General features: G+C 61.5%; 21 protein-coding genes and 1 tRNA gene. 9 read left to right on the top strand and 13 right to left on the bottom strand.

What is annotated here, in order from left to right:
• Positions 1–4 precede the first annotated feature (4 nt).
• Positions 5–2476 (top strand): DNA gyrase subunit A, encoded by a 2472-nt coding sequence (gene gyrA / locus NKH31_RS15850; RefSeq protein WP_254862761.1) that lies wholly within the window; start codon positions 5–7, stop codon positions 2474–2476.
• 113 nt (positions 2477–2589) lie between these two features.
• Here gyrA and NKH31_RS15845 read toward each other — a convergent pair whose 3' ends face one another.
• From NKH31_RS15845 to NKH31_RS15835, 3 genes are all read right to left on the bottom strand, one after another.
• A complete protein-coding gene (locus tag NKH31_RS15845; RefSeq protein WP_254862760.1) occupies positions 2590–3120 on the bottom strand; it encodes an Rrf2 family transcriptional regulator in 531 nt (176 codons plus the stop codon).
• A gap of 96 nt (positions 3121–3216) precedes the next feature.
• On the bottom strand, positions 3217–4149 hold the full coding sequence (locus tag NKH31_RS15840; RefSeq protein WP_254862759.1) for a ZIP family metal transporter: 933 nt from the start codon (positions 4147–4149) through the stop codon (positions 3217–3219).
• A gap of 174 nt (positions 4150–4323) precedes the next feature.
• Positions 4324–5004, bottom strand: coding sequence for a metal-dependent transcriptional regulator (locus tag NKH31_RS15835; protein ID WP_254862758.1), 681 nt, complete (start codon positions 5002–5004; stop codon positions 4324–4326).
• 138 nt (positions 5005–5142) lie between these two features.
• Between NKH31_RS15835 and rocF the strand changes: the two genes are divergently transcribed.
• Positions 5143–6051 carry an arginase gene (rocF, locus tag NKH31_RS15830; RefSeq protein WP_254862757.1) on the top strand — a complete coding sequence of 303 codons (909 nt, stop codon included), beginning with the start codon at positions 5143–5145 and terminating at the stop codon, positions 6049–6051.
• Positions 6052–6206: 155 nt separating this feature from the next.
• Complete coding sequence (locus NKH31_RS15825; protein WP_254862756.1) at positions 6207–7379, top strand: NAD(P)/FAD-dependent oxidoreductase; 1173 nt, start codon at positions 6207–6209, stop codon at positions 7377–7379.
• A gap of 50 nt (positions 7380–7429) precedes the next feature.
• On the opposite strand, the gene NKH31_RS15820 is transcribed toward NKH31_RS15825, so the two are convergent.
• The 4 genes from NKH31_RS15820 to NKH31_RS15805 form a co-directional block, all read right to left on the bottom strand.
• Positions 7430–7975 (bottom strand): acyltransferase, encoded by a 546-nt coding sequence (locus NKH31_RS15820; protein WP_254862755.1) that lies wholly within the window; start codon positions 7973–7975, stop codon positions 7430–7432.
• 74 nt (positions 7976–8049) lie between these two features.
• Positions 8050–9342 carry a phosphoribosylamine--glycine ligase gene (gene purD / locus NKH31_RS15815; protein ID WP_254862754.1) on the bottom strand — a complete coding sequence of 431 codons (1293 nt, stop codon included), beginning with the start codon at positions 9340–9342 and terminating at the stop codon, positions 8050–8052.
• A gap of 106 nt (positions 9343–9448) precedes the next feature.
• Positions 9449–12172: a DEAD/DEAH box helicase gene (locus NKH31_RS15810; protein ID WP_254864826.1), complete on the bottom strand. Its 2724-nt coding sequence runs from the start codon at positions 12170–12172 to the stop codon at positions 9449–9451.
• 89 nt (positions 12173–12261) lie between these two features.
• On the bottom strand, positions 12262–13839 hold the full coding sequence (locus NKH31_RS15805; protein ID WP_254862753.1) for a ribonuclease H-like domain-containing protein: 1578 nt from the start codon (positions 13837–13839) through the stop codon (positions 12262–12264).
• Between the two features lie 255 nt (positions 13840–14094).
• Between NKH31_RS15805 and thyA the strand changes: the two genes are divergently transcribed.
• From thyA to NKH31_RS15790, 3 genes are all read left to right on the top strand, one after another.
• The gene (gene thyA / locus NKH31_RS15800; protein WP_254862752.1) at positions 14095–15111 is read left to right on the top strand and encodes a thymidylate synthase; all 1017 of its coding nucleotides are present in this window, start codon (positions 14095–14097) and stop codon (positions 15109–15111) included.
• Between the two features lie 2 nt (positions 15112–15113).
• Positions 15114–15671, top strand: a complete 558-nt coding sequence (locus NKH31_RS15795; protein ID WP_254862751.1) for a dihydrofolate reductase — start codon at positions 15114–15116, stop codon at positions 15669–15671.
• Between the two features lie 73 nt (positions 15672–15744).
• Positions 15745–16953, top strand: a complete 1209-nt coding sequence (locus NKH31_RS15790; RefSeq protein ID WP_254862750.1) for a potassium channel family protein — start codon at positions 15745–15747, stop codon at positions 16951–16953.
• Between the two features lie 138 nt (positions 16954–17091).
• Here NKH31_RS15790 and NKH31_RS15785 read toward each other — a convergent pair whose 3' ends face one another.
• Complete coding sequence (locus NKH31_RS15785) at positions 17092–17670, bottom strand: magnesium transporter (protein WP_254862749.1); 579 nt, start codon at positions 17668–17670, stop codon at positions 17092–17094.
• Positions 17670–18239: a magnesium transporter gene (locus NKH31_RS15780; protein WP_254862748.1), complete on the bottom strand. Its 570-nt coding sequence runs from the start codon at positions 18237–18239 to the stop codon at positions 17670–17672. The genes NKH31_RS15785 and NKH31_RS15780 overlap by 1 nt, the downstream gene beginning before the upstream one ends.
• A 185-nt stretch (positions 18240–18424) precedes the next feature.
• Here NKH31_RS15780 and NKH31_RS15775 point away from each other — a divergent pair, with 185 nt between their 5' ends.
• Complete coding sequence (locus NKH31_RS15775; RefSeq protein ID WP_254862747.1) at positions 18425–20647, top strand: thioredoxin domain-containing protein; 2223 nt, start codon at positions 18425–18427, stop codon at positions 20645–20647.
• A gap of 60 nt (positions 20648–20707) precedes the next feature.
• On the opposite strand, the gene NKH31_RS15770 is transcribed toward NKH31_RS15775, so the two are convergent.
• Positions 20708–21088 carry a TlpA family protein disulfide reductase gene (locus NKH31_RS15770; protein ID WP_254862746.1) on the bottom strand — a complete coding sequence of 127 codons (381 nt, stop codon included), beginning with the start codon at positions 21086–21088 and terminating at the stop codon, positions 20708–20710.
• 148 nt (positions 21089–21236) lie between these two features.
• On the opposite strand from NKH31_RS15770, the gene NKH31_RS15765 reads away from it, so the two are divergent.
• Both NKH31_RS15765 and NKH31_RS15760 read left to right on the top strand, forming a co-directional pair.
• Positions 21237–22238, top strand: a complete 1002-nt coding sequence (locus tag NKH31_RS15765; RefSeq protein ID WP_254862745.1) for a PLP-dependent cysteine synthase family protein — start codon at positions 21237–21239, stop codon at positions 22236–22238.
• A gap of 80 nt (positions 22239–22318) precedes the next feature.
• Entirely contained in the window at positions 22319–22726 is a 408-nt protein-coding gene (locus NKH31_RS15760) for a hypothetical protein (protein ID WP_254862744.1), read from the top strand.
• Positions 22727–22768: 42 nt separating this feature from the next.
• Here NKH31_RS15760 and NKH31_RS15755 read toward each other — a convergent pair whose 3' ends face one another.
• The 3 genes from NKH31_RS15755 to NKH31_RS15745 form a co-directional block, all read right to left on the bottom strand.
• A complete protein-coding gene (locus NKH31_RS15755; RefSeq protein ID WP_254862743.1) occupies positions 22769–23386 on the bottom strand; it encodes a hypothetical protein in 618 nt (205 codons plus the stop codon).
• Positions 23387–23736: 350 nt separating this feature from the next.
• Positions 23737–23911: transfer RNA gene (locus tag NKH31_RS15750), tRNA-Trp, on the bottom strand.
• Positions 23912–23991: 80 nt separating this feature from the next.
• The gene (locus NKH31_RS15745) at positions 23992–24873 is read right to left on the bottom strand and encodes a DUF5794 domain-containing protein (protein ID WP_254862742.1); all 882 of its coding nucleotides are present in this window, start codon (positions 24871–24873) and stop codon (positions 23992–23994) included.
• Positions 24874–25348: the final 475 nt, after the last annotated feature.

Below are 25348 nucleotides of genomic sequence, written 5' to 3'. Positions count from 1 at the left end.
CGCTATGAGTTCCGAGACACCCGATCCGAGCGATATCGAGGCTCGAACCATCGAATCCGTTCGGATCGAAGACGAGATGGAGCAGAGTTACATCGACTACGCGATGAGCGTCATCGCAGGACGCGCCCTGCCGGACGTCCGAGACGGGTTGAAGCCCGTTCACCGACGCATCCTCTATGCGATGCACGAGATGGGCGTCACGAGCGGCTCCAGCCACCGGAAGTCTTCGTCCGTCGTCGGCGAGACGATGGGTGACTACCATCCACACGGAGACAGTCCGATCTACGACGCGCTGGTTCGGATGGCCCAGGACTTCTCGATGCGGTATCCGCTGGTCGACGGCCAGGGTAACTTCGGTTCGATGGACGGCGATCCGGCGGCGGCCCCGCGATACACGGAGGCGCGGATGGCGCCGATCGCAGAAGAGTTGTTGACTGACATCGAGAAGGATACGATCGACTTTCAGGCCAATTACGACGATCGCCTACAAGAACCGACCGTCCTACCGGCGGCGTTTCCGAACCTGCTCGTCAACGGTTCGTCCGGGATCGCCGTTGGGATGTCGACGAACATCCCGCCGCACAACCTGGGCGAGGTCATCGACGCTACCATCGAGTTGATCGACAACCCGGAGGCGACCGTCGAGGACCTGATGGAGCACGTCAAGGGACCGGACTTCCCGACGGGAGCGAACATCGTCGGTCGCGACGCGATCTATTCGGCGTACAAGACCGGTCGCGGCCGAATCCGCGTGCGAGCGGAGTTCGAGGTCGAGGAGTGGAAGAGCGGTCGCGACCGCATCGTGATCACGGAGGTTCCGTATCAGCAGAATAAGGCGAAACTCGTCGAGAAGATCGCCGACGACGTCAACGACGGCAAGATCGAGGGAATCTCCGATCTGCGCGATGAGTCCGATCGCAACGGTGTCCGGATCGTCATCGAGCTCAATCGGAGCGCCAACACGGAAATCGTCAAAAACCAGCTGCTCGAAAACCACTTAGAACGCACGTTCGGCGTCATCAACCTCGCGCTCGTCGACGGCCAGCCACGCGTGCTGACGCTCAAAGAGACCTTAGAGGAGTACATCTCACACCGGCGGGAAGTCGTCCGTCGCCGAAGTGAGCACGATCTGGCAGAGGCAGAAGACCGGGCGCACATTCTCGAAGGGCGTCTGAAGGCGCTCGATATCATCGACGACGTGGTCGAACTCATCCGAGGCTCGGAAAACCGGGACGAGGCGCGCTCTGGTCTCGAATCGGAGTTCGGGTTCTCGGCGGATCAGGCCGCACACATCGTCCGCATGCAGCTAGGGAGTCTCACCTCGTTGGAAGCCGAGGAGATCGAAATCGAGTACGACGAGGTTATGGACGAGATCGAGTACCTGACGGAGATCCTCGAAAACGAGTCGAAGCTCTTCGGGGTCATCAAGGACGAACTCATGGCCGTCAAAGACGAGTACGACGACGATCGACGGACCTCGATCATCGAGGACGTCGGGACCGTCACTCACGAGGACCTCATCCCGGAAGAGGAGGTGCTGATCGTCATGACCGAAGACGACTACGTCAAACGGATGCCCGTCTCCAATTTCGGTCCGCAGGGACGCGGCGGCAAGGGTATCATCGGCTGTGACGTCAAGGACGGCGATCGAGTGACGACCGTGTTCCAGGCGAACACCCACGACTACCTCCTGTGCTTTACCAATCAGGGCCAGGTGTACCAGCTCAAGGCGTACGAAATCCCCGAGATGAGCCGGACGGCCAGGGGGAAATCCGCCGTCAACATTCTGGATCTCGATCCTGGCGAGGAGCTCACGGCCATCGTCGACACCGACGCGTTCGGCGACGACGAGTACGTCACGATGGTCACGCAAAACGGCTACATCAAGCGGACGAACGGCGACGAGTTCAACAATATCCTCACGACCGGAATTATCGCCGCCTCGCTCGAAGACGGCGATGAACTCGTCGACGTGGAGGTGACCGACGGGTCGAAGGACCTCGTCATCGGGACCGAGGGTGGGATGACAATTCGGTTCGACGAATCCGAGGCCCGAGCCATGGGACGAAACGCCCGGGGCGTAAACGGCATCAAGTTAGCGGCCGGTGATGCGGTGGCCGGTCTCGTCGCGACGGACGAGGGTGACGACCGGGCACTGTTGACCGTCACCGAAAACGGGTACGGAAAGCGAACGGAACTCTCGGAGTATCGAACGCAGTCTCGGTACGGTAAGGGGCTGATCGACATCAAGACGAACGAACGAAACGGCCCGGTCACGGCGTTAAAAGCCGTCACGCCGGACGATCACTTCATCCTCATGAGCGAACGCGGACAGATCATGCGAACGCGAGCCGGGGAGGTGTCGACGGTCGGTCGTAACACGATGGGCGTGACCGTGATGGACGTCGAGGCGGACGACGCCGTCGCGAGCGTCGACGTGCTTTCAGCATCGATTATCGAGGCCGTCGACGACTGATCGAACCGGCATTGGTCGGACGAATACGTCGAAGAAATTGATAGCGGTCGCCGTTTAGGAGCGATCGTCGTCCGGTCAATTCGTGCGTTTTCCAGTTCCGATCCAGACGTCGGTCAGTGTTCCGGCTCTTCTGCCGGTGCGATCATCTCTTCGATGCGAAGGATGAGGACGTTGTTCGTGTCGTCGGTTCCGTCGAGGGTCCCCTCGACGACGAGTTTCGAAAGCGGAGTGGGGCCGACACGGACGAAATCGTCGTCAGTGACGTCAACAGAGCCCTGTACGTGCACTTCGGCGCGACAGAGATCCGGGTGGTGGACGCTCGACAGATCGATCTCTTCGACGTTGACGTTCGGGACGACGTCGCCGTTGATCGCGAGCGGAACCGACGCCGGCTCGTCGAGTTGCTGGACTCCGAGGGCTTCGTAGGCTTTCGCCGTCGGTTTGTATCCTCCCTTCGGACCTGGAACTCCTTCGACCAGCTGGAGCGCTTTCAAACTCTGCATTTGATTGCGGATGGTTCCCGGATTGCGATCGACCTGTTCGGCGATGTCCTCGCCCTTGATCGCAGCCTCCGAGCCGGCGTGTAAGTTAGTAAGCGCCCGCAAGATCATCTTCTGGCTGGAGGTGAGCTCGATCGATGACATGGCGTGAACTACACAGCAGTTTTCCTTAAATGCGATGGTCACGGCGGCGAGGTCCGTGAAATCTGCGTGCTCGATATAGTACGACGACGCGGGCAATCACCCGGGGACGATCCATCCCTCGACGATCACGTCCTCCAGAAGGAACATGAGGAAGAAGCCGGCGACGAACGTTGCGGCCGTCGTCAGCGTGATGAGCGACTCGGCGTCGATTCGCACGAGGTCGACCATTTCCACGATGGCCTGGAGGATTGCGCCGATAGCGACGGCGAAGAATACGAGCGCGAGCAGCGGATCTTCACCGAAGCTCCCGATCCAGCCGCCCACAATAACGGGACCGCCGGCGAGGAGAGCGATCAGTCCGAAGTGTCGAAGCTTCGGCGGTAGTTCGTCGCGCGCCATCGCCGCGATACACGTCAGCCCCTCGAGGACGTTGTGAATAACGAATCCGATCACGAGTAACATCACCATCGTCGCATCACCGAGGACGAAGTAGACGCCGATCGCGAGTCCCTCACCGATGCTGTGTAGTCCGAGCGCGATGGCGACGAGGTAGGCGATCTGGAGTCCGGTTTTTCCAGACGTCGACGCGGCCGATTCTCGCCACTCGCTGAGCACGTACATCAGCCCGAACGTGACGGCGACGGCGGCGATCCCAAGGCCGATGCCGACGGCTGTCGTCGTTCCCTCCACGTCGCCCGCGTACTCGAGCATGTCCTCGGTCATCTCAACCGCGATGAACGCGAGGACGCCGGCGCCGAGCGCGATAAACCCGTGAACGAACCGAGAATCTAACCGTCTGATGTACGGAAACCAGAGCATTCCGATGACCACCGGGACGATTCCGGCGATCGCGCCGATGATCGTGAGCATCCACACGATTTCTACGGTTCCGGCGTCGGCCATTCCGTCGAGCGAACCGAACGGCCAGGTGAGATACAACAGCGCAGCGACCAGCGCAATGACGACGATCGGGCCGACCGCGAGGATCCACCCGGGGAGACGTTCCCAGTACGGAGACTCATCACTCATATCGTAGCACAACCCGTCCGTCGACCAGTAGCATACTCATCGCAAATAGATTAGACGGGTCTAAACTAAAGTATTGTGTTTACTATGGAGTCGTAGTGGCGTCACTACATCGGATGTTGCGTACCAGGGCCAGAACGGCAAATGCGACCGCATTCGGTCCGCACTATCGACGAGTTACTGGCCCGGTTTGACCGCGGCGGAGACGCGAACGTGGCCGGCGATTCGATCCGGTAGCGATACCGTCGAATCCCCGTCGATCGGCTTCGTCGTCACCATGCCAAAGGGCGCGACTTCGACGATTTCGAGCTCGACACCCGGTTCGACGCCGTGGTCAGCGAGGTAGGATAGCACTTCCGGATCGTGATCTGCGACCTCTTCGACGATCACGACGTCACCTTCGTCAAAAGCCGAGACGGACTCACCATCGGGTGCGGAGGGCGGTTCCAGGTCGGCACTCGGAATCGGCGACCCGTGGGGGTCGACGCTGGGATCGTCTAGCGCGTCAGCGAGTCGCGCTTCGAAGTCCTCGCTGATGTGGTGTTCCAATCGGTCCGCTTCCTCGTGGACCTCCGCCCAGTCGTAGTCGAGGTGCTCTGCGAGATACGCTTCGAGCAATCGGTGGTGTCGGACCACCTCGATGGCGACCGTCTTCCCTTCGTCGGTGAGGGTGACCCCGTTGTACTTTTCGCGATCGACGAGGCCCCGTTCTTCGAGCTTTTCGACCATACTCGTGACCGTCGGGGACGTAACGTCGAGTGCGTCGGCGATCTCTGAAGTCCGGATACGATCGTCTCGACCCCGTTCGAGGTGGTAGATGACCTTCAGATAATCCTCCATGACGTCACTCAACATCATTCGGTTAGTACGTAGGGCCATCGAACCCTAAACCTATCGCCGTCGATCGATCACGTTCGACCAATCGAATAGGGAGACGTGACGTGAACGCGGGGAGAAAGTCGGTTATCTTTTTACCAAAGTTAACGAACCACCGGTATGAACCGAACAGTGCGCATTATCGGCGCGCCGGTCGATTACGGCGCGAATCGACGCGGGGTGGACATGGGGCCATCTGCCATCAGGTACGCCGGCCTGTCCGATCAACTTCGAAGTGCGGGGGTCGATACGGAGGACGACGGCGACCTCTTCGTTCCCCGGGCCGAAGAACGCGACTCGACCGATGAGAGCGGATCGATCGAGAACGCGCGATTTATCGACGAGGTGCGTGACGCTTGTGAGCATCTCGGAGACCGGGTCGAGGAGACGATATCCGACGGTATCTTCCCGCTGGTTCTCGGCGGTGATCACTCGATCTCGATCGGCACGATGCACGGCGCGTCCCGGGACGCTGACATCGGCGTCCTCTGGTTCGACGCCCACGCGGATCTGAACACTCCCTCGACATCGCCGAGCGGAAACGTCCACGGAATGCCGCTGGCTGCCGCGCTGGGATACGACGAGTTCGAATCGCTCTCGTGGTCGAACGCACCCGGCGTCGACGAAGAGTCGGTCGCGTACGTCGGTCTTCGGAGCGTCGACGACGGCGAACGAGAGATGATTCACGACAGCGAGATTACGGCGTTTACGATGGCCGATATCGACGAACGGGGTATTACGGCCGTCGTCGAAGACGCGCTCTCGGTCGTGACTAACGAAACCGACGGGATCCACGTCAGCCTCGATCTGGACTGGCTCGATCCATCGAGTGCCCCGGGCGTCGGCACGCCCGTCCGGGGCGGTGCGACGTATCGCGAAGCACACTCGGCGCTCGAAACCGTTGCCGAACACGGATCGCTCCGGTCGATGGACGTCGTGGAGGTGAACCCAATCCTCGACGAATCGAACGAGACGGCGTCTGTCGCGACCGAAATAGTCGCGAGCGCATTCGGAAAACGGACGCTTTGACCGCCCGAGTATACCAACTGTTACACCGCGTTAGCAACCGGTGGATCTGTCCAATATCCTACCGAAACGACCGACCAGTTTGTACGCGAGAGAACCGCTCACACGGAGACACCGCTTTCAACACCTTTGTATTGGAGCTATCCCGAGCCACTGGTATGAGTACAGACGTCGTCGTGCTGGGGTCCGGATACGCCGGTGCCGGCGCGGTCAAGTCGCTCCAATCATCGCTCGCTGATGACGCCCAGCTCACGTGGGTTTCCGATACTGACTACCACCTCGTCCTGCACGAAGTCCACCGCGTCGTCCGGGATCCGGCCGTCCAGACGGACGTGACGGTTCCGATCGGTTCGATCGCGAACGATCGAACGACGTTCGTCCACGACCGCGTCGTCGATATAGACACCGACGAACGCCTGATCGAACTCGACGATGGCGAGGACATCTCCTACGATTACGTTCTCGTCGCACTCGGGAGCAAGACGGCCTTTTACGGCATTCCCGGTCTCGACGAACACTCGCTCACGTTGAAGGGTCTCGACGATGCACTTTCTATTCACGAGGCGATATCCGATGCGGGCGAACGGGCGACGCGGAGCGAACCCGCCCAGGTCGTCGTCGGCGGGGCCGGCCTTTCGGGCATCCAGACCGCCGGCGAGATCGCCGAGTTCCGTGACGAACATCGCGTTCCGCTCGATATTCACCTCGTCGAGGCGATGGAAGAGATCTTCCCCGGCAACGACCCCGAAATTCAAAAGGCCCTCAGAGAGCGGTTAGAGGACGTCAACGTCACTATTCACACCGACGACCCGATCACCGAAGCGAACGCCGACGACATTCACTTCGACGAGGGCGATCCGCTCGCCCACGACGTTCTCATCTGGACCGGCGGAATCACCGGACAGGACGCTCTCGATGGAACCAGCCTGGATAACCAGCACAACCGAATCGAGGCCGAATCGACGTTCCAGACGTCGGACGAACGCGTCTTCGCGATTGGAGACTCGGCGATCATCGACCAGGAGGGCGAGCGACCGGCGCCGCCGACCGCTCAGGCCGCCTGGCAGGCCGCGGAAGTCGTCGGTACGAACATCGTCCGGGCGATCGAAGGGAACCCGCTCGAAACCTGGACCTACGAGAACAAGGGAACGGTGGTTTCCGTCGGCGACCGGGCCGTTGCTCACGACGTCAGGCCGGCCTTTGGTATCGGGCTTCCCGTCACGACGTTCGGCGGCATTCCAGCCAAGAATTTAAAGAAGATGATCGCAGCGCGCTGGATCGCTGACCTGACCGGCTGGAACGATGCCAGAAAGCGCTGGTCGTCGCTCTGACACTACAGTATCCGTTTTCTCGGACGCTCCAGCCCATTCACGCGCGAAACTCACCCGTGAGAGCCGTTCGAATCGCGGTCCTCGCCGATCGCCTCGCTGTTCATCGGTCTGGCGGGAACGCCGGCGACGACTCCTCCGTCCGGAACGTCTCGAGTGACGAGTGAGTTCGCGGCGACGCTCGCGCCACGACCGATCTCGACGCCCGGAAGGACGATCGCTCCGGCGCCGATCATCGCTCGCTCACCGACGACAACCTCGCCGGTCCGATACTCGTCCTGGAGAAATTCATGGCAGAGAATCGTCACGTCGTAGCCGACCAACGCGTGATCTTCGATGGTGATCAGTTCGGGCCAGAAGACGTCGGGGGTCGCTTCTAGTCCCCAGGAGACACCCGCACCGACGGTGACGCCGAGCCGTCTCAACAACCAGCGTTTTAGTTTCAAACTCGGCGAGATGCGGACCAGCCAGACGATGACGTACGAGAACGCCACTCGAAGCGGGTTTCGCGCGCTGGTCCAGTGAGCCAGTGAATTTCCCGGACCCGGTGTCGGATGGCGGTCGATCCGATCGTGTCGAGAATCCTCCTCAGATGTCACTACGTGAGTTATTGGAGCGTCGATACAAGAAGGTAGGTGTCGACTCCAATGGATCCGAACCCGCTGGTCTGCAGTTACGTCTCTCGGAGTTCGTTCATGTGATCGATCCGACGCTGTAGGAGTTTCGATGTACCGATGTCGTGACGGATGTGAAGTCCCTCGTCGCCGGCGACCGACAGTGCGTCTTCGGCGATCGACTCCGCTTCGGCGATGGAATCGGCGAGTCCCACCACCGCGAATGATCGCGAGGTCGTCGTGTAGATGCCGTCATCGCGCTCGTCGACACTCGCGTAAAAAACCAGCGCGTCGCCGGCGCTCTCTTCGTCCACCGCTACGCGCGCGCCGGCTTCTGGGTCGACCGGGTACCCTTCCGGAACGGCGTACTTACAGACGGTCGCGTGTTCGCTATACGAGAGGTCGGGAAGCGCTTCGCCGTTACGTGCGGCGATCAGCACGTCGAGAAACTCCGTTTCCAGAACGGGTAAGGTATTCATCGCTTCCGGATCGCCGAACCGGGCGTTGAATTCGATCACCTTCGGTCCGTCAGCGGTGAGCATGAACTGCCCGTAGAGGATGCCCTTGTACTCGTCGAGGGCGTCGACGGTCGCCTCTATGATTTCGACGGCCCGGTCGTAATCGCCATCGTCCATAAATGGCAGGTCGGTACCGACGTCCGAGTAACTGCCCATTCCCCCGGTATTCGGCCCTTCGTCGCCCTCGTAGGCTCGCTTGTGATCCTGAATCGCCGGCGCCGTTCGGACGGAACCGTTGGCGACGAACGCCTGGACGGTGAACTCCTCACCAACGAGTCGCTCTTCTAAGACGAGGCGACCGTACCCCGAATTTCGGATGTACTCTTTCCCCTCTTCGGGCGTTACCTGATCGCCGATGACCTTTACACCCTTTCCGCCGGTGAGTCCGGCGGGTTTGATCGCCAGATCGCCGTCGTACTCGTCGACGAACGCGCAGGCCGCATCAACGTCCTCGAACGTCTCGAAGTCCGGACAGCCGGGGATATCGTTCTCGGCCATGAATCGACGCTGAAACGCCTTGTCGGTCTCGATCCGTGCGTCAGACTGCGTGGGTCCGAACGCGTAGATTCCGGCCATTTCGAGCGCGTCGACCACTCCCTCCGCCAACGGCGCCTCCGGGCCGACGACGGCGATCGTCGCGTCGACTGCTTCGGCGTACTCGACGACGGCGTCCGTGTCGGTCGTATCGAGCGTCTCGAAGCCGTTCGCGAGCGAAACGATCCCGGGATTTCGATTGCCCGCACAGGCGTACAGGTCCACCTCGCTGTCTGCGAGTGACCGAGCGATGGCGTGTTCGCGACCGCCACCGCCTATCAGTAACACGATCTCGCGCATATCTCATCTGGGGTGTGGCCAACGGGTAAACGTTACCGTTTCGTCCGTTGAAATTTCACCGGACAGTGTTCGTTCACGATGGACCTCGGGACCACGACTCGATCGGTCAGGAGAAAAAGAGCGTCGGCCGTCCGCTCGGATCGGCCGTCTCTCCGTTGGAGTCTGGCGGTTCGCTGGATCTGTCGGGCTCGTCCGCGCTCGACTCGATCGACGAACCGTTCAGGACGCTTCTCAGCACGTCGGCCGCCGCGTCGGCGTGAAGCGGTCGGTTGTCGTTTCCACATCGGTCGTCCATGATACACCCGGGGCAACCGTCGTCGCGACCGCAGTCACAGCCGACGATCAGGTCCAGCGCTCGCTGTGCGATCGCTTCGAAGTTCTCGTAGATCGCCCGCGAGAATCCGAGTCCACCTTCGACGCCGTCGTAGATGAACCAGCCACTCGTCGGCGGGCGTTCGAGCGCCGCCGCGCGCGACCGGATGGTCGCCTCTGCCGCGGCGATGGAGTCAGGAGTCCGCGAGTCGTGCTCAGACGAAGGCTCCCCAGCAGACGGAGTACGGTGTGCGTCGAGCGAGAGCGTCGCCAGTCCACCCAGATCGCGGCTGTCGACCATGAGTTCGAGCGGGGCAACGCCGATCGTCGCGTGTTCGGCGGCGTGGAGTCCGCCGGCGTAGCCGACGTGGTCGCTGTCACCCAGTTCGCCGTCGAGTTCCGGTTCTTTCACGTGACTGTAGCGGTCGACGAGCGTCTGCTCGACGTCTCGAGGAACCTCGAGCCAGCACAGTTGCGTCGACATCGAGAGCGCTGGGAGACCGGTCGGTACGCCCTGGCGTCGTTTCTTTCCGCCGTCGACCATCACCTGATCGTAGGTGCCGTAGTACGACAGGACCGTTCCGGTACCGTAGTGGAGGACGAAGTCGCCAATCTCTCGCGACCGGTCTGCTCGAGCGTCGAGGACCGTCACTTCGCGATTCGTCTGGGTATAGAACTCGACGTCCACCGGTCGAACCACCACGTGTGGCGTCGGTCCGTCGTGAACGACCCGGCACACCTCGTACTGCGCACCTTCGTGGAGCCTGACGGCGCCCTCGTGGAAGTCGCGAAACACGCGTTCGCGCGCCAGCGGTTCCAACCTCGGTTCGAATCGCTCGTCGACGCCGTCGGCCAGACGAACCTCGTACTCATCGCCGGCCGTCGCGTACATCGATACCGACGACTGGGGGCGAGGTGGCCCCGCGTAACTCGCGCCGGTTTCCAGCCGACCGGAGAGTTGACCGGTTCGACGCCAGAACTCGACGGCGTCGTCGAGCCGTTCGCGCGGGGCGAACTGATCGACGTCGGCTTCAGAGAGCGCGAGTTCGTCCGCCGCACATCGAACGTGTGTGGCGAACACCGCGTCGTTTTCGGTGTCGACGACCGCGTCTTCGACGGTCCCCTCGGTGAGATAGGAGGGATTGGAGACGACGTACTGATCGAGCGTTCGATGATCGGCGACGAGAACCGAGAGCGCCCGTTCGGTTCCGCGACCGGCGCGACCGATCTGTTGTCTGAACGACTGGCGCTGTCCGGGATAGCCGAGTTGGACCGTCGCGTCCATCGTCCCGATGTTGACCCCGAGTTCGAGCGCGTTCGTCGAGGCGACGCCGGCGAGGGCACCGGATTTGAGTCCCTCTTCCGTGGCGTGTCTGCTGGTTCGGGCGTGTCCAGCGTGGTAGGATTGTATCGATGTCGCGCGATCGCGTTCGGTGTAGTAGGACGATCGGCGCTCTCTGTGTGCGAGTGCGCGTTCGACGGAGAGCTCGGCCAGTTTTCGTGACGGAGTGAACTGTAACGTTTGCTGACCGTGGTAGGTGAGGTGGCTGAAGAGCCGAGGTGCTTCAACGGATGCGGGGAGCCGATCCGCTCGCTCTTGTGATCCGCTGTCGGTTGTAGATACGGGGGTTTCGTCGCCCGTCGCTACGGTCGAATCCGACTCACCGTCACCCTCGTCGGTCGCTCGCGGCGGATTCCAGAGGACCAGGTCCCTGGGACCGCGAGGGGAGCCGTCGTCGTCGATAACGGTCACGGTCTCGTCGATCAACGTTTCGGAGTGCTTCGCCGGATTCCCGATCGTCGCGCTCGAAAGAACGAACTGCGGATCCGCGCCATAGTAAGAGAGGACGCGCTGTAACCGTCTAATCGTCCACGCGACGTGCATCCCGTGGATGCCGGTGTAGGTGTGTGATTCGTCGATCACCACCAGCTCGCACGACCGGTAGAACCGACGCCAGCGGTCGTGGTCGTGGAGGTAGGTGTTCACGCCCATGAAGTTGGTGAGGATCACGTCCGCCGTCTCGCGAATCTCGCGTCTCCGTTCGCCGCGTTCGGTGTCGCCGTCGTAGACACGGACGGATACGTCGAGACCGAGTCGATCGTACAGATCGTTCAACTCACGCTCTTGATCCCGCGAGAGCGCTTTCGTCGGATAGACGACGAGCGCCGTCGCGCCGTCGGTCGAGTCTGATCGCGGATGACGAACTACGTCTCCGCTCGACACGCTCGCGGACCGATTCGTGAGACTACCGTCTGCGAATTTTCTCGCGATCTGAAGGCCGTACACGAGCGTCTTTCCGGAGGCCGTACTCGTCGCGACGCAGACGTGTTCCCCGGCATCGAGCGAATCGAGTGCCGCAGCCTGGTGAGCGTACAGGTCGTGATCGAGTGCATCGGCGAGCGAGGGGCGGAGGACGTCGACGGCCGGAACCGTCTCCGCTGGTCGCGCAGGCACGTCGACGACTGTAACCGCTCCGGGGGAACCCGGATACGTCTCGATCAGCCGCTCCCAGGTCATCTTCACGACCCTGGAATCGTCGGTTTCGAACGATCCATCGTCGTTCCTGGTCGTCCGTCTCTCGGTAGCCGATTTGTCGGGGTCCACGATTAAAAGTCACCTAACCCGGTCTGTGTCGGTCTCGATTTCACCGCTGATGGTTGGGCGTTTTCGAGGTGTTCGTAGACAGCCCACAGACGCCGACAGTCGTCCTCACAGTAGCGCTCGTGGCGATCCCACTCGAGCGGATCGCCAGTTCGAATAAATCGCGAGTAGGCCGTCGCGGTCTCAGCGCCGTCGAGGCCGGTACGCAGTCCGTCGTATCCGATCGCGTTCGCAACGACGTCGAGACGATTCGATCGACCGGGACAGAGCGCGTTCGACGCGACGACCGCCCAGTGATAGAGGTCGTGTTTGTGCATCGAACGCCACCCTTCCGCATAGTGTGGGACGTAGCGTTCGATGAACGAGCTCAGATGGCGGTAATCGAATCGATATCCGTTCCACGTCAGGAGCGATCGGTCGTAGTGGGTCCCGATGAGCCACTCGAGAAACGACTCGAGGACGCGCGCGGGGTCAGACGGATCGGATCGCTCGACGAACACGCGGTAGTCGTCTTCAGCTGGGTCGTAGACGCCGATCTGCCAGATAATCGTCGGCGAGAGACCGTCGGTCTCGATGTCGAGACAGAGTGGCGGACGAGGTGCGGACGAACCGGGGAGCGATTCGGTCGTGAGTCGGCGCGCCCGATCGGTCTCCAGCACGGTCGCGTGCTGGCACATCCGGGTAGCCGATTTCGGTCCGATACCTGGACAGGATTCGAGAGCGGAAGGGGTCGTCTCGACGAGGTCGCGTCGGGACGTAATGTCGATCGCTTCGAGTTCTTCGGCCGTTTTCCGCCCGATCCCGTCGACCGCACGTATCCCGAACGCGTCGCATCCGATGGTGGTGATCGACTCGACTGGGCGCCTGTACGATCGATCGCCGTCGGCAGCTGACTGGCCTGAGTCGTCTCGACTACCGTCGGACAGTTCGACGGTGACGACGGCGTCGGACCGCCGATCCCCGTCGTCTGATCCGATTCCGCAGATTCGTATGAGGGCGGTCGCCTCGGCGGACGAAACGGTGTTGGTCGGAATATCACCCGGTTCGTACACGTCGATGACCGTTCGGTCGGTTCGATCGAGGTGCCAGAATCGATCGTACGAGGCGGGCAGGCGGCCGGTAAGAACGGTCAGCGACGGACAGTCTTCGGGTACACACGCGAGCAGTTCCTCACCGTGTGAGAGGGAGACGTTCAGCGTCGTTCGATCGACGGTCGTACCGATGTCGTCACAGACCAGCAGGACGCGATCGGCCGGTGAACGTCCGCTATCCGAGTTTTCGCATCGTTCGGCGGTCACCGACGCCGCATCGGGAACCGCCACACCGCGACTGACGGTCACGACCGTAACCGATCCGACGGTGTGGCGCTGGATACTCGCGCCGCTAGATCCGAGGGGCGGGTGGACGACGGGGACGTCGAAAAACTGCCGAATGCGAGCGGTCGCTCGCGGGTCGCGCGCCGGACCGGGGATCCAGACGCCGTCAGGATCGAATTCCTCGCGCACGTCGACGAGCGCCGACGGCTCGCGCGTCGCCATGCTGGCAGGTATCGCGAGGAGCGTCGGGCGGTCGTCGGATTGCATCGATTGCGACGACGATTGGACGCCGTAAGAGGGTTTTGCGTCCGCGGTGAAAGTGGAACAACGTGCTTGATTGGCGAATCGACTCGGGGGAGAGCTGTTGTGCTGGGCTCCCTGCCAGCCAAACGTTCGTGTTGGGTACCCCATCAACCGTACTTTTTGTGCTGGCAGCCCTATCAACGGATGATGTCGACGCACTCGTCTACCGACTCGCAACAGGTATCAACAATTATGAGCCGTCGGTTTGAGTGACACTCCATGGAACAGTACCTCGGTCTCGTCGATTCGGTGCTCTCGGGAGGAACGTACAAGCCGAACCGCACCGGCATCGATACGATCTCGCGCTTTAGCCGCCACTACGAGATCGATCTACGCGAGGGGTTTCCGCTCCTCACGACCAAGAAGATGGACGGCTACCGCTGGAACTCGATGATCCACGAGGTGTGCTGGTACCTCTCCGGTGAAGAGCACATACGCACCCTCCGGGAGGAGACAAAAATCTGGGACGCGTGGGCGGACGAAGACGGTCGACTCGACACCGCCTACGGTCGATTCTGGCGACGGTATCCGGTTCCCGACCAGCCGGCCCGACTCGAGGGAGAGACGTGGCCGGACGACGTCCACCGATGGACCACCAAAGAGGCGGACGGACGAGTTACGTTCGACCAACTTCAGTACGTGATCGACACCCTCTCTGACCAACCGAACTCGCGACGACTCGTCGTCAACGCCTGGCACCCGGCAAACGCCGCCGTCTCGACGTTGCCGCCGTGTCACTACACGTTCGTTTTCAACGTCCAGGGGGGTCGACTACACTGTCACCTCACGCAACGTTCCGGCGATGTCGCACTCGGCGTTCCGTTTAATATCGCCGCGTACTCCCTGCTCACGACCGTCATCGCCCAACAAACGGGGTACGAACCCGGTCACTTCGGCCACACGGTCGTCGACGCCCACGTCTACTGCGGCACGGGCGAGCGCGGGAAGTGGTACGCGGACAACCTCGACGCCCTGCAATCTCGGCTTCGCGACGTCGAAACGAGGGCGGAGTACCGCGACGTTCGGGCCTGGCTCGAGGAGGCGGCCCCGGCCGAAGCCGACGGTGACGAGCGGATGGACCACGTCCCCGGACTGCTCGAACAGTGTTCGAGAGGGCCGCTGTCGCGTCCCGACCTCGACGTGGCCGACGTTCCCATCGACGAACTCACGGCGGACGACGTCCAGCTCCGGGACTACGAATCCCACGACGGGTTGACGTTCGGGGTCGCCGAATAACGATGACCGACGAGACACGACGAGCGGATGACGAGCCGACCGAGATCGAATCCGATCTCGAACTCGTCGGCATCGTCGCGGTCGCGACGAACGGCGTCATCGGCGTCGACGGGGAGATGCCGTGGCACATCCCCGAGGATCTCGCCCACTTCAAACGCCGAACGATGGATCATCCGGTCGTGATGGGGCGAGTAACTTACGAGGGTATCGTCGAGGGGCTCGGCGAACCTCTTCCCGGTCGAACCTCTATCGTCCTCACGCGGTCGGACCTCGACGTGCCGTCGAACGTACGCGTCGTCGATAGCGTCGACGCCGCGATCGATTGCGCCGAAGCGGCCGCTCGCGACCGTCACGAGGAAGTCGATCGAATCTACGTCGCGGGGGGCGCATCCGTCTACGAGCAATTTCTCCCGGCCCTGGATCGCCTCGTGCTCACCGAGGTCGACATGTCGCCGGACGGAGACACCCGTTTTCCCGAGCTACGCGAGGGCGACTGGCGCGAAGTCTCGCGAGACGAACGCGACCGGGTCGCGTTCGTCGAACTCGAACGGACCGACTGAGCGATACGCGGTCACGGTCCGACGAAAGTCGCCGTCAGGAACGTTTTTGATGCCAGGTGTACTGGTCTCGCGTATGGATCCGTTCGAGGGCGAGATTACGTCGACGGCGATCGAGTACGAGCCGGTCAGCGTCAAAGACGTCCTCATCGAGATGAAAGACACGGCGGAGTTACTCATCGATCTCTCCTACTCCGCCGTGTTGCTTCAGAATCACGAACTTGCCCGGGAAGTACTCCGACTCGAAGAGCGGATGGATCTGCTCGAACTCCGCGCGCGGATGAGTCTGTTGATGGCGGCGAGAAATCCTGACGATGCAGAGCAACTCGCCCCCGTCCTGGGAATCGTTGCGGCGACCGACCATATCAGCGACGCGGCGGGCGACATCGCGAAGGTACTCCTCGAAGACGTCGGACTTCCGGAAGCGATGCGCGCGGCGCTGCCCGAAGCCGTCGAGTCGCTCGTCCGGGTCGTCGTGACCGAAGACTCACCGTATGCGAATCGATCACTCGCCGAGATAGATCTCGAATCGGAGACAGGTGTCCGCGTGATCGCCCTTCGGCGAGGGGCGGAGTGGATACTCAACCCCGGACCGGAGACGACCATCGAACCCGAAGACGTCGCGCTCCTTCGAGGGTCGGAGACCGATCTCGAACCGGTGTTCGAGACCATCTCGGGAGGACCGTTCGAGGTTCCGGCGACTGCTCCGGCCGAGTTGCCGGACCTGGAGCGGGCGATCGACACGATCGTTCACATGAAGAATTTGAGCGAACTCGCGATCGATCTCGCCTACAGCAGCGTTCTCTTCGACAGCAAAGCCCTGGCCGAAGAGGTCAGAAACTTAGAGATCGAAGTCGACGCGCTCCAGTCACGGTTTACCGCATGGACGTTAAAAGCCGCAGCCGACGCCGAGGACCCAGTCGTCCTCCGCGGACTCATCACGCTCGCGACCAGTACGGAGGTAATTAGCGACGCGGCGATCGACATCAGTGAGGGGATCTTCCGAAGTCTGGACGTCCACCCGGTCGTTCAGCTGGCCGTCCAGGAGAGCGACGAGATCATCACGCGCGTCGAAGTCGAGCCCGGGAGCGATCTGGACGGGACGCCGATCGTCGACGGTCGACCGGAAACTGACGCGAGCATGAGCGCGATCGCTATTCGCCGACCGGACGAAGGGTGGCTGTTGATCGCCGACGACGACGCCGAACTCCGAGCGGGCGACGTCCTCATCGCGAAAGGAACCAGAACGGCCGAAGAGGCCGTTCAGGATCTCTCCGAGAGTTAGAGGAGAGCCAATCTGTGGTAGTTCTAGTCCCGCTCACGTCGGATCGGTCACCTCCCATAGAGGAGAACAGCAACTTGTGTAGGTAGTGTGTGCAACCGAACCCGGCCCGAACGGATTCAATCTGAGACCGTCTGAAAGTCAGAGCCCGATGACGGCGGCGGAGACGGCGATGAAGATGACCATTCCGAAGACGTCGACGACGTTAGTCACGATGGGGATGGTTGCATCGTCCGGGTCGATGCCAAGCCGGTACGAGCCGTAGGTCGCGGCGAAACTGAAGAAGACGGCGATGACGGCGACCGACATACCGCTGACGAGCGAGATGATGAGTAACTCCGCGAGGGTCAACTCGGTGCCAGCGACGAGGCCAATCGCGTACGCGCCGAAGGCGAGCGCCGTAAAGACCGTCGCCGCTAGCGCGAGGATAGCCAGAACGTTTCCCCAGAGTATCCGATCTCTGAGATCTAATTCGGTCGTACCGAGGTGAAATCGTGAGGAGAGTCGCGATGATAGAATCGCCCCGAGGTTGCCACCCATGTCGACCATCGTCGGTACCATCACGGCCAGGATGCCGTACTGTTCGATCATCTCCTCGGCTTCCTCGAGCGTAATTCCGGCCCAGAGAACGATGAAAGAGAGCACGACGAGCAGCGGAAACATCGTGGTCACGATCGATCTCGCAGACCAGGTTCCGAGAGATCCCTGTGGGACGACCATCAGGCGAGCACCTCCACGGTGGCGACGGCAAAGAGCAAGAACAGCATGCCAAAGACGTCACCAAGCGTGGTAACGATCGGTCCGACCAGGTTGTCGGGATCGTAGCCGCGTTTGAATCCGGCAAAGATGAGGAGCAAGAGTCCGGCGATCAAGACAACCGAGGTGAGTAGGCCGGCGATGAGCATGATGCCGACGAGCTCGTACAGTTGTGCGGGCTCTCGGCCCAGCCCCAGCAGGACACCCCACGTGAGGAATCCGATGACGATCGATATGCCAATTCCGTTGATGAACGAGGCGAGAACGGCGTTTACGAGGCGTTCGTCCCACTCGAAATTCGGTTCGATGAGTCCCTGGTGCAGCCCACTCGAGATGCGCCCGCCGAGTGCCCCGTAGACGTTCCCTCGCGTCGCCAGGAACACCGGGACCATAACGAGCAATCCGGGAAACCGTTCGACACTTTCGATAATCGATTCTAACACGAGTCCAGCGAAGAGTCCGCCAGCGAGTGCGATGAGCAAGATTGGAAGCGCCTGTCGATAAATGCCCCACGCCTCCGACCGAACGGTCATATGCGATGCTCACCTAGTTGGCTGTTAAACCTACCGGAGTATGCCGGCCAGCAGTGGCGTACAATAGCGACAATCATCACTTGAACAACCTAACTGCAACACAGGGATTCTCGAGCTTTCGATGTAGATTACCCCGAAAACCCGTCCACCGACGAGTTTTTTCCGGCGGGAGCAGTACCCAGTGTATGACCGATCCACTGGCTCGCAATCGCCTGGAGGCGGCGGCCAGTCCCTACCTCCGTCAACACGCGGACAATCCCGTTAACTGGCAGCCGTGGGACGACCGCGCGATGGAACTCGCCCGTGATCGCGATCGACCGATCTTTCTCTCGATCGGCTACTCGGCGTGTCACTGGTGTCACGTCATGGAAGACGAGAGCTTCGAAGACGAGACCGTCGCGACCCTGCTGAACGATCACTTCGTTCCGATCAAAGTCGACCGGGAGGAGCGCCCGGACGTCGATACCGTCTACATGACCGCCTGCCAACTCGTCACTGGACGCGGCGGCTGGCCGCTGTCCGCATGGTTAACTCCGGACGGTCGGCCGTTCTACGTAGGCACGTACTTCCCGCGAGATCCAACGCGTGGAATGCCCGGTTTCGTTGACGTTCTCGAGGGGCTCCGTCAGTCGTGGGAGTCAGAACGCGACGAGGTCGAACGACGAGCGGATCACTGGACCGAGCGGGTTCGAGACCAGCTCGAACAACCCCCATCGACCCCGACGCCGACGACTGAATCGTCGGGCCGGTCAGTTCCGATGGCCGGCGAACCTGATTCGGGCGAACGAACGACCTCGTCAGTAGGACACGAGACAGTCGTCGATGCGGGGCCCACGCTAGAGCAGGTCGTCGACTCGATCATGAGAACCGTTGATCGCGAACACGGCGGGTTCGGGACCGGCGGGCCGAAGTTTCCACAACCCCGTCGACTCGACGCCTTATTACGATCGTACGTGCGGACCGGACGGGTCGGGGCGCTAGACGCGGCGACGTTGACGCTTGACGCAATGTGCGACGGTGGGCTCTACGATCACGTCGGAGGTGGCTTTCATCGCTACTGTGTCGACGATGACTGGACGGTTCCACACTTCGAAAAGATGCTCTACGACAGCGCTTCGATCTCGCGGACGTTACTCACCGGCTACCAGCTCACCGGTAATCGGCGCTACGAGACGGTTCTCCGGGAAACGATGGAGTTCATCGATCGTGAACTGACACACCCCGAGGGCGGATTGTACAGCACGCTCGACGCACAGAGCATCGACGAACACGGCGACGATTCAGAGGGTGCCTTCTACGTGTGGACACCGGAATCGATCGAAACTGCGCTCTCGGACGATCCAGAATCGACGCTTCGGACAGATCTGGTCTTCGATCGGTACGGCGTGACCGAGGATGGAAATTTCGAGGGCACGACGGTGTTGAACGTCCAGGAATCGATCTCCTCGTTGGCATCAACGTATCAGCTCGACGAGGGCGAGGTCGAACGCCACCTCGAGGCTGCTCGAGAAACGCTCTTTCGTGCCAGATCGAAACGTACGCGTCCGAGACGCGACGAGAAGATACTCGCCGGGTGGAACGGCCTCGCGATCGATGCGCTCGCCGAGGCATCGATCGTCCTTCGCGACGATCGCTACGAACGCCAGGCCGTCGAGGCGCTCGAATTCGTCTGTACCAATCTCTGGGATGAAGCGAGTCACCGCCTGTCTCGACGGTACATGGACGGGTCCGTGGCAATCACCGGGTACCTCGATGACTACGCGTACCTGGCCCGTGGCGCACTGACCGTGTACGAAGCGACTGGGTCCGTCGATCATCTCGCGTTCGCGGTGGACCTCGCGAGAGCAATCGTCGATGAGTTCTGGGATGACTCCGCCGAGACCCTTTACTTTACCCCGGAAGCGGGAGAGTCGTTGCTCCTCAGACCGCAGGAACTGCGCGATCAGTCGACCCCATCACCGACCGGTGTCGCCGTCGAGGTCCTGCTCGCCCTGGACGCGTTTACCGACGACCCGTTCGGAGCGGTCGCGGACTCCGTGCTGTCGACGCACGCCGAAACGATCGACAGTCGGCCGCACGAACACGTTTCTCTGGGTCTCGCGTTCGACACTGTACGAACCGGTCAGCAGGAGTTGACCGTCGTCGGCGAGATGCCTGATCGATGGACGGACGTGCTCGCCGAGACCTACCTTCCCGACCGGTTGCTCGCACGCAGACCAACCGACGACGCGATATCGCGGTGGGTATCGACGCTCTCACTCGAGTCCGTCCCACCGATCTGGGAGGGCCGGACCGCACGCGACGACGAGCCGACGGTGTACGCCTGTTCGAACCGGACCTGTTCACCTCCGCTCGACGACCTCCGAGAGGCGATCGAGTGGCACGACGAAACTGAGACTCCCTTCTGAAAACGGCTGGCGCGTTCGGCAAGAATCAGCTCGTCGTTGAAAAAAACGGCACACGATAGATTACGGACGTTCGGCCCAGGCGGCAATCGCGTCGGCGAGGTAGATCGCCGGCGGAACGGATTCGTCCTCGACGAACCGAGCCACCTCATCGCCGTCGTTCGATTCGACGACGATGGTCGGGATGTAGGCCACATCGTACGCCTCGACACCCGGTCCATCCTTCTCCCGGTCGACGGGACGCTCGTCGATCCGGTCGTCAGGCACTCCCGCCGCGTCCAACGCCGCTGCGAAATCCGGCAGCAACGCACGGCAGTCTTTACACCAGTCGCCGCCCCACACCCGATACGTTAGCTCGTCGCGGTGTGATTCGAGGACGTTTACCGACTCCTCGTACGACGCCGCGTCCCAGGCCGGATTGGGTCGGAGGGTTTCGAGTTCCATACCCGCACTTGAATCGGCTCAAATAAAACGACCCTGGTCTGCGGTACAGTTTGCCATTTGATCCGGACGAAACCGAAGCAGCGACCGGTACCGGACAGGATCGCACTGTCCAGTACTGGTTTACGTCTCGACGGCATACCTCCGGTCGATGCGGAGTAGCATTCTGGACACCATCGGTTCGCCGCTCGTCGAACTCGAGAGCCCCGAGGGCTCGACGATCGCCGCGAAAATCGAGTCGGCGAATCCGGGCGGATCGGCGAAGGATCGCCCGGCGATGGCGATGGTGCGAGCCGCCGAGCGTGACGGGGCGATCTCCCCCGGTGACTGGTTAGTCGAACCGACGAGCGGGAACACAGGGATCGGACTGGCGCTCGTCTGTGCGGCGAGAGGCTACGATCTCACGATCGTCATGCCGGCCGGAAAATCCGAAGAGCGCCGATCGATCATCGCCGCCTACGGAGCCGAGATCGAGCTCGTCGACGGCGATATGTCCGCCGCTCGCGACCGTGCGGACGAACTCGAAGCGGCGGGTGCCGTCCAGCTCGGGCAGTTTACCAACTCGGCCAATCCAGACGCCCATTACCAGACGACGGGAGCCGAAATACTCGAACAGGTCGGTGATCGGACCGTCGACGCGTTCGTCGCCGGCGTCGGGACCGGCGGAACGCTGAGCGGCGTCGGTCGGAGGCTCAGAGAAGCCTTCCCGAACGTCGAAATCGTCGCGGTCGAGCCCGAGCGGAACGCGATCCTCTCGACGGGCGTTCCCGGAACCGACGAGTTTCAAGGTATGGGTCCCGGGTTCATCAGCGAGAATCTCGATCGATCGTTGATCGACGACGTCGAGACGGTTTCGATCGAAGACGCAGAGCGTGAGTGTCACCGACTCGCCCGCGAGGAGGGAATACTCGTCGGCCAATCGAGCGGCGCGTCGAGTCTCGTTTCTCGGCGGGTCGCTCGACGCATCGCCGAACCTGATACGCGGTGTCCGGAGCTCGGTGACGCCCTCGACAATCAGTTCGGGGACGGCCCATCATCCGGTCAACAGACCCGTACGGACGGCGGAACGGGGATCGATTGTCCGCTCGTCGTGACGGTGTTCTGGGATAGTGGCGAACGGTATCTCTCCACCGGTATGTTCGACGCACAGTAACGCAGGCCTCGGTGTCCTGCACCAATTGCAGATACACTCCAGTAGTGAAAATTTTCTATCCTCGGTACCAAGTGACGGATATGACTGAAGAGTCGAGTCGCGCCGGTCCACCGGTCGAAATACTCCCGACCGTCGCGCCGGACGACGAACTCGAACTATACTTCGATCGATACAATCAGGCCTATCCCGAAACCCCTCAATCGCCCGTCAGAACGACCGTTACCGACGTGACGGTCGAGGAGAAGACCGAGGAGACGGACATCCTGGCCGGGACGTTGCGTTCGGTGTCGATGACGGTAGCCGAAGACGACGATAAGGCGGATCGATACTGGATGGAACACCGGATCGAGCACGAGGGCGACGAAACGAGAACGTTGGTCAGCGATTTGCTCTACGAGGATTCGATGTTCAGCGCGATGACGACGACCGGCCGAGTCGGCCACATCGATAGAATCGTCGTCCATCCGGACGCGTCGAACGGCGAGTGATCACCGGCGGTCGATGTCTTCGAACCGCGAGTTCGGGTCAGTTCAGGCCGCGCTCGCGTCTGAGGCCGTAGCGCTCGCCTTTCTAAAGCCGAAAATGGCGAGCACCGACAGTACCACGGCGAGGCCGCCCACAACGAGATTACTCACGAACAGGGCATCAGAGCCGAGATCGAAGACGAACGCCGACGCCACGACGGCGGCCGCCAGCAGGGCGATCACCGCTGGCAACACGACTGCAGATAGTACGTCCGCTCCCGCCTTGATCACGGTAATGGACGCGAGAACGGCGATGGTAACGCCTACGCCCACGTTGAGTAGCATCGAATATCCGTACCCTGTCAGCAAGATCGGTGACCAGAAGATCAACACGCCGAGACCGGCGACGAGTCCGGCCGCACGCACGCTGTTGGCCCGGACTCCCTCCCTTTGGGGACGGGACTCGCTCGTCGTCTCGTCCACCGTCGGGTCCGTCGAAGGATCCGTCTCTTCGGCGCGTGGTGGTTCGGGTTCGTCTTCCTCCAAATCGAACGACTCGTCGGATTCAGCATCGATTTCACCCGATACCTGCTCGGTGCTGGGTTCGCCAGCGGCCGAGTCGTCGCCAACTGGCTCGGTATCGGGAGCTGTTTCGACGGCATCGGTTTCGTCCTGGTCACTCATACCCGACCGTTGGAGATGGGGGTATGTGAATATACCAGATTTCGGTCCGACTCGGACCACCACAGAATAGCGGGTATCGCACCGTCAACGGACCAGGGACGTGTTGTCTTGGTCAATGTACTATCTCGTCGACTTTTGAAATAGAGCCACGATCGAAATCCTGCTCGCGTCGCTCGTAGAGACAGGCTCCGTACCGTCTTCTGGTGGAACCGTTGTTGTAACTCACGGTAGTACATAGAGCACAAAATGCGGTCGGAGGGATTTGAACCACGGTCGGAGCGGAGCTCTTCCTCGATTCAAATCTCCTTGTTCATCACTCACCGCTCACGACGTTGCTCGCGGTGAGGAAATGGGGTCGGAGGGATTTGAACCCCCGATCGACTGATATCTCCGGTCCACCTCGGAACTCCAGAGGGTCATCACACGAACGGTGATCAGCCGTCCGATCAGTATATCAGTCTGGAGTGTCGTCCCGGGTGGGCAACCTCTGGAGTCAGTCGCCATTCCTGGCTTGGCCACGACCCCGCAGAAACGGGTACGGGTATTCCGCCTAAAGTGGTTTCGATTCACGACACGGAGATCGATCGGGTCGTCGATACCGTTTCTCACCGAGTGCGGTCGGAACGCTCCGATTCGGACGTCGCCGGTTGTGGATCCTGCGGACCGTCGCGCGATCGATTACCGTCTAGACGACGGGTCGGCGCTGGGACGCCCCCGTCAGTCCGGTGATGAACGCCGGTATCTGCGGTTCCGTTGGCCGGTTCGTTTCGGGGGTCGAACGCGAACACCGCGGCGACGACCAGAACGGCCAGCGGTGCGTGTCCGAACGCCATTCCGAGAAACGAAAGCGGCAAGATCCCGAGCGCTAGCGCACAGCCGAACCTGAATCGGTCGATGTCCAGGTGCGTGCGCAGGTGCGGGCCGAACGCGGCCAGTCCGAGCGCGAACCCAACGCCGACGACCGCCGCGAGCGTCGCGTGGACGACGAGTACCGGATCGGAGAGAATCGAAAACTCCGCGCCCGACGGGTCGAAACTCGCGAGCAAACCCAGACCGACGATGACACCGGGACTCGGGAGATACTCCCCGATGGTGGCGCTGGCCGTCTTTGCGGCGATTGCGGCGATGACGAGCGCCGCGAACCGTTCGAACACGACCAGATCGAGGACGCTCGCGATGGCCGGTGCGACCGCCGCCTGGATGGCGGCGACGACGACGAGCGGAATCCCGATCAAGAGGACGATCCGAGCCTGTTCACGCGGCGTTCCGTCCATCTCGGCGAGGATAACGGCGACCGTCGCACTGCCGCCGAAGATGAGCAGCCCGATCTGAATCGCCCCGATCGGATCGTCGAGCGCACCAGAGAGGACCAGCGCTGCGAAGATACCGTCGATCAGCGGCAGTCCCATAACGAGTGCGAGCAGCGATGCATCGGAGTTACCCAGCCGTTCCAGACGACTGGCTATCGGATGCTGTGAACTACTCATCGATCGGGTAACAGGCCGTGACCCGTGGCCGATGGGTGCGGAGGATGTGGTACCCGATAGTGTACGGACGGCTGCGTTACGCACCGTACCCATCGTCCGAGGGTACCCCGTGCTGTAAGCGGCAGTTTCCCGAACGCAAACCCGGTGGCGAAGTCGCGACTCGTCCAACCAGCGATACGGGAATTTGTTGCCATTACAGCGACCATGTGTGAAACTGCGGCCGACGTCTCATTAAACGTTGCGTGAGAGGGGGTTTCATGCCACGTTGAGGGTCGCGTACGAAGAAAGTGTGAACGAATGTCTCGAATTCCGGGAACTATTACCTCGGAGTTTCTGTATCTGGTCCTGAACAGGTAGCCACCGTGGGGCCGGGTTTGCCCATCGGCGGACCTCCACAACGGCGATTGGGGTCGTCAGCAATTCGAGCGGAGAAGACATCTCGCAACGTTTTTGGCGGTAACGGCGTGACAGTTTA

The organism is Halovivax gelatinilyticus, from assembly GCF_024300625.1.
GTDB classification, from domain to species: domain Archaea; phylum Halobacteriota; class Halobacteria; order Halobacteriales; family Natrialbaceae; genus Halovivax; species Halovivax gelatinilyticus.
Note: the sequence above shows the minus strand (reverse complement) of the source record. Positions and strands in the feature narration are given on the sequence as shown.

Coding starts and splice junctions, on each gene's coding strand:
- gyrA (WP_254862761.1), top strand. CDS start 5: ATGAGTTCCGAGACACCCGATCCGAGCGATATCGAGGCTCGAACCATC.
- NKH31_RS15845 (WP_254862760.1), bottom strand. CDS start 3,120: ATGTCATCGATCGAGCTCACCTCCAGCCAGAAGATGATCTTGCGGGCG.
- NKH31_RS15840 (WP_254862759.1), bottom strand. CDS start 4,149: ATGAGTGATGAGTCTCCGTACTGGGAACGTCTCCCCGGGTGGATCCTC.
- NKH31_RS15835 (WP_254862758.1), bottom strand. CDS start 5,004: ATGATGTTGAGTGACGTCATGGAGGATTATCTGAAGGTCATCTACCAC.
- rocF (WP_254862757.1), top strand. CDS start 5,143: ATGAACCGAACAGTGCGCATTATCGGCGCGCCGGTCGATTACGGCGCG.
- NKH31_RS15825 (WP_254862756.1), top strand. CDS start 6,207: ATGAGTACAGACGTCGTCGTGCTGGGGTCCGGATACGCCGGTGCCGGC.
- purD (WP_254862754.1), bottom strand. CDS start 9,342: ATGCGCGAGATCGTGTTACTGATAGGCGGTGGCGGTCGCGAACACGCC.
- NKH31_RS15810 (WP_254864826.1), bottom strand. CDS start 12,172: ATGACCTGGGAGCGGCTGATCGAGACGTATCCGGGTTCCCCCGGAGCG.
- NKH31_RS15805 (WP_254862753.1), bottom strand. CDS start 13,839: ATGCAATCCGACGACCGCCCGACGCTCCTCGCGATACCTGCCAGCATG.
- thyA (WP_254862752.1), top strand. CDS start 14,095: ATGGAACAGTACCTCGGTCTCGTCGATTCGGTGCTCTCGGGAGGAACG.
- NKH31_RS15795 (WP_254862751.1), top strand. CDS start 15,114: ATGACCGACGAGACACGACGAGCGGATGACGAGCCGACCGAGATCGAA.
- NKH31_RS15790 (WP_254862750.1), top strand. CDS start 15,745: ATGGATCCGTTCGAGGGCGAGATTACGTCGACGGCGATCGAGTACGAG.
- NKH31_RS15785 (WP_254862749.1), bottom strand. CDS start 17,670: ATGGTCGTCCCACAGGGATCTCTCGGAACCTGGTCTGCGAGATCGATC.
- NKH31_RS15780 (WP_254862748.1), bottom strand. CDS start 18,239: ATGACCGTTCGGTCGGAGGCGTGGGGCATTTATCGACAGGCGCTTCCA.
- NKH31_RS15775 (WP_254862747.1), top strand. CDS start 18,425: ATGACCGATCCACTGGCTCGCAATCGCCTGGAGGCGGCGGCCAGTCCC.
- NKH31_RS15770 (WP_254862746.1), bottom strand. CDS start 21,088: ATGGAACTCGAAACCCTCCGACCCAATCCGGCCTGGGACGCGGCGTCG.
- NKH31_RS15765 (WP_254862745.1), top strand. CDS start 21,237: ATGCGGAGTAGCATTCTGGACACCATCGGTTCGCCGCTCGTCGAACTC.
- NKH31_RS15760 (WP_254862744.1), top strand. CDS start 22,319: ATGACTGAAGAGTCGAGTCGCGCCGGTCCACCGGTCGAAATACTCCCG.
- NKH31_RS15755 (WP_254862743.1), bottom strand. CDS start 23,386: ATGAGTGACCAGGACGAAACCGATGCCGTCGAAACAGCTCCCGATACC.
- NKH31_RS15745 (WP_254862742.1), bottom strand. CDS start 24,873: ATGAGTAGTTCACAGCATCCGATAGCCAGTCGTCTGGAACGGCTGGGT.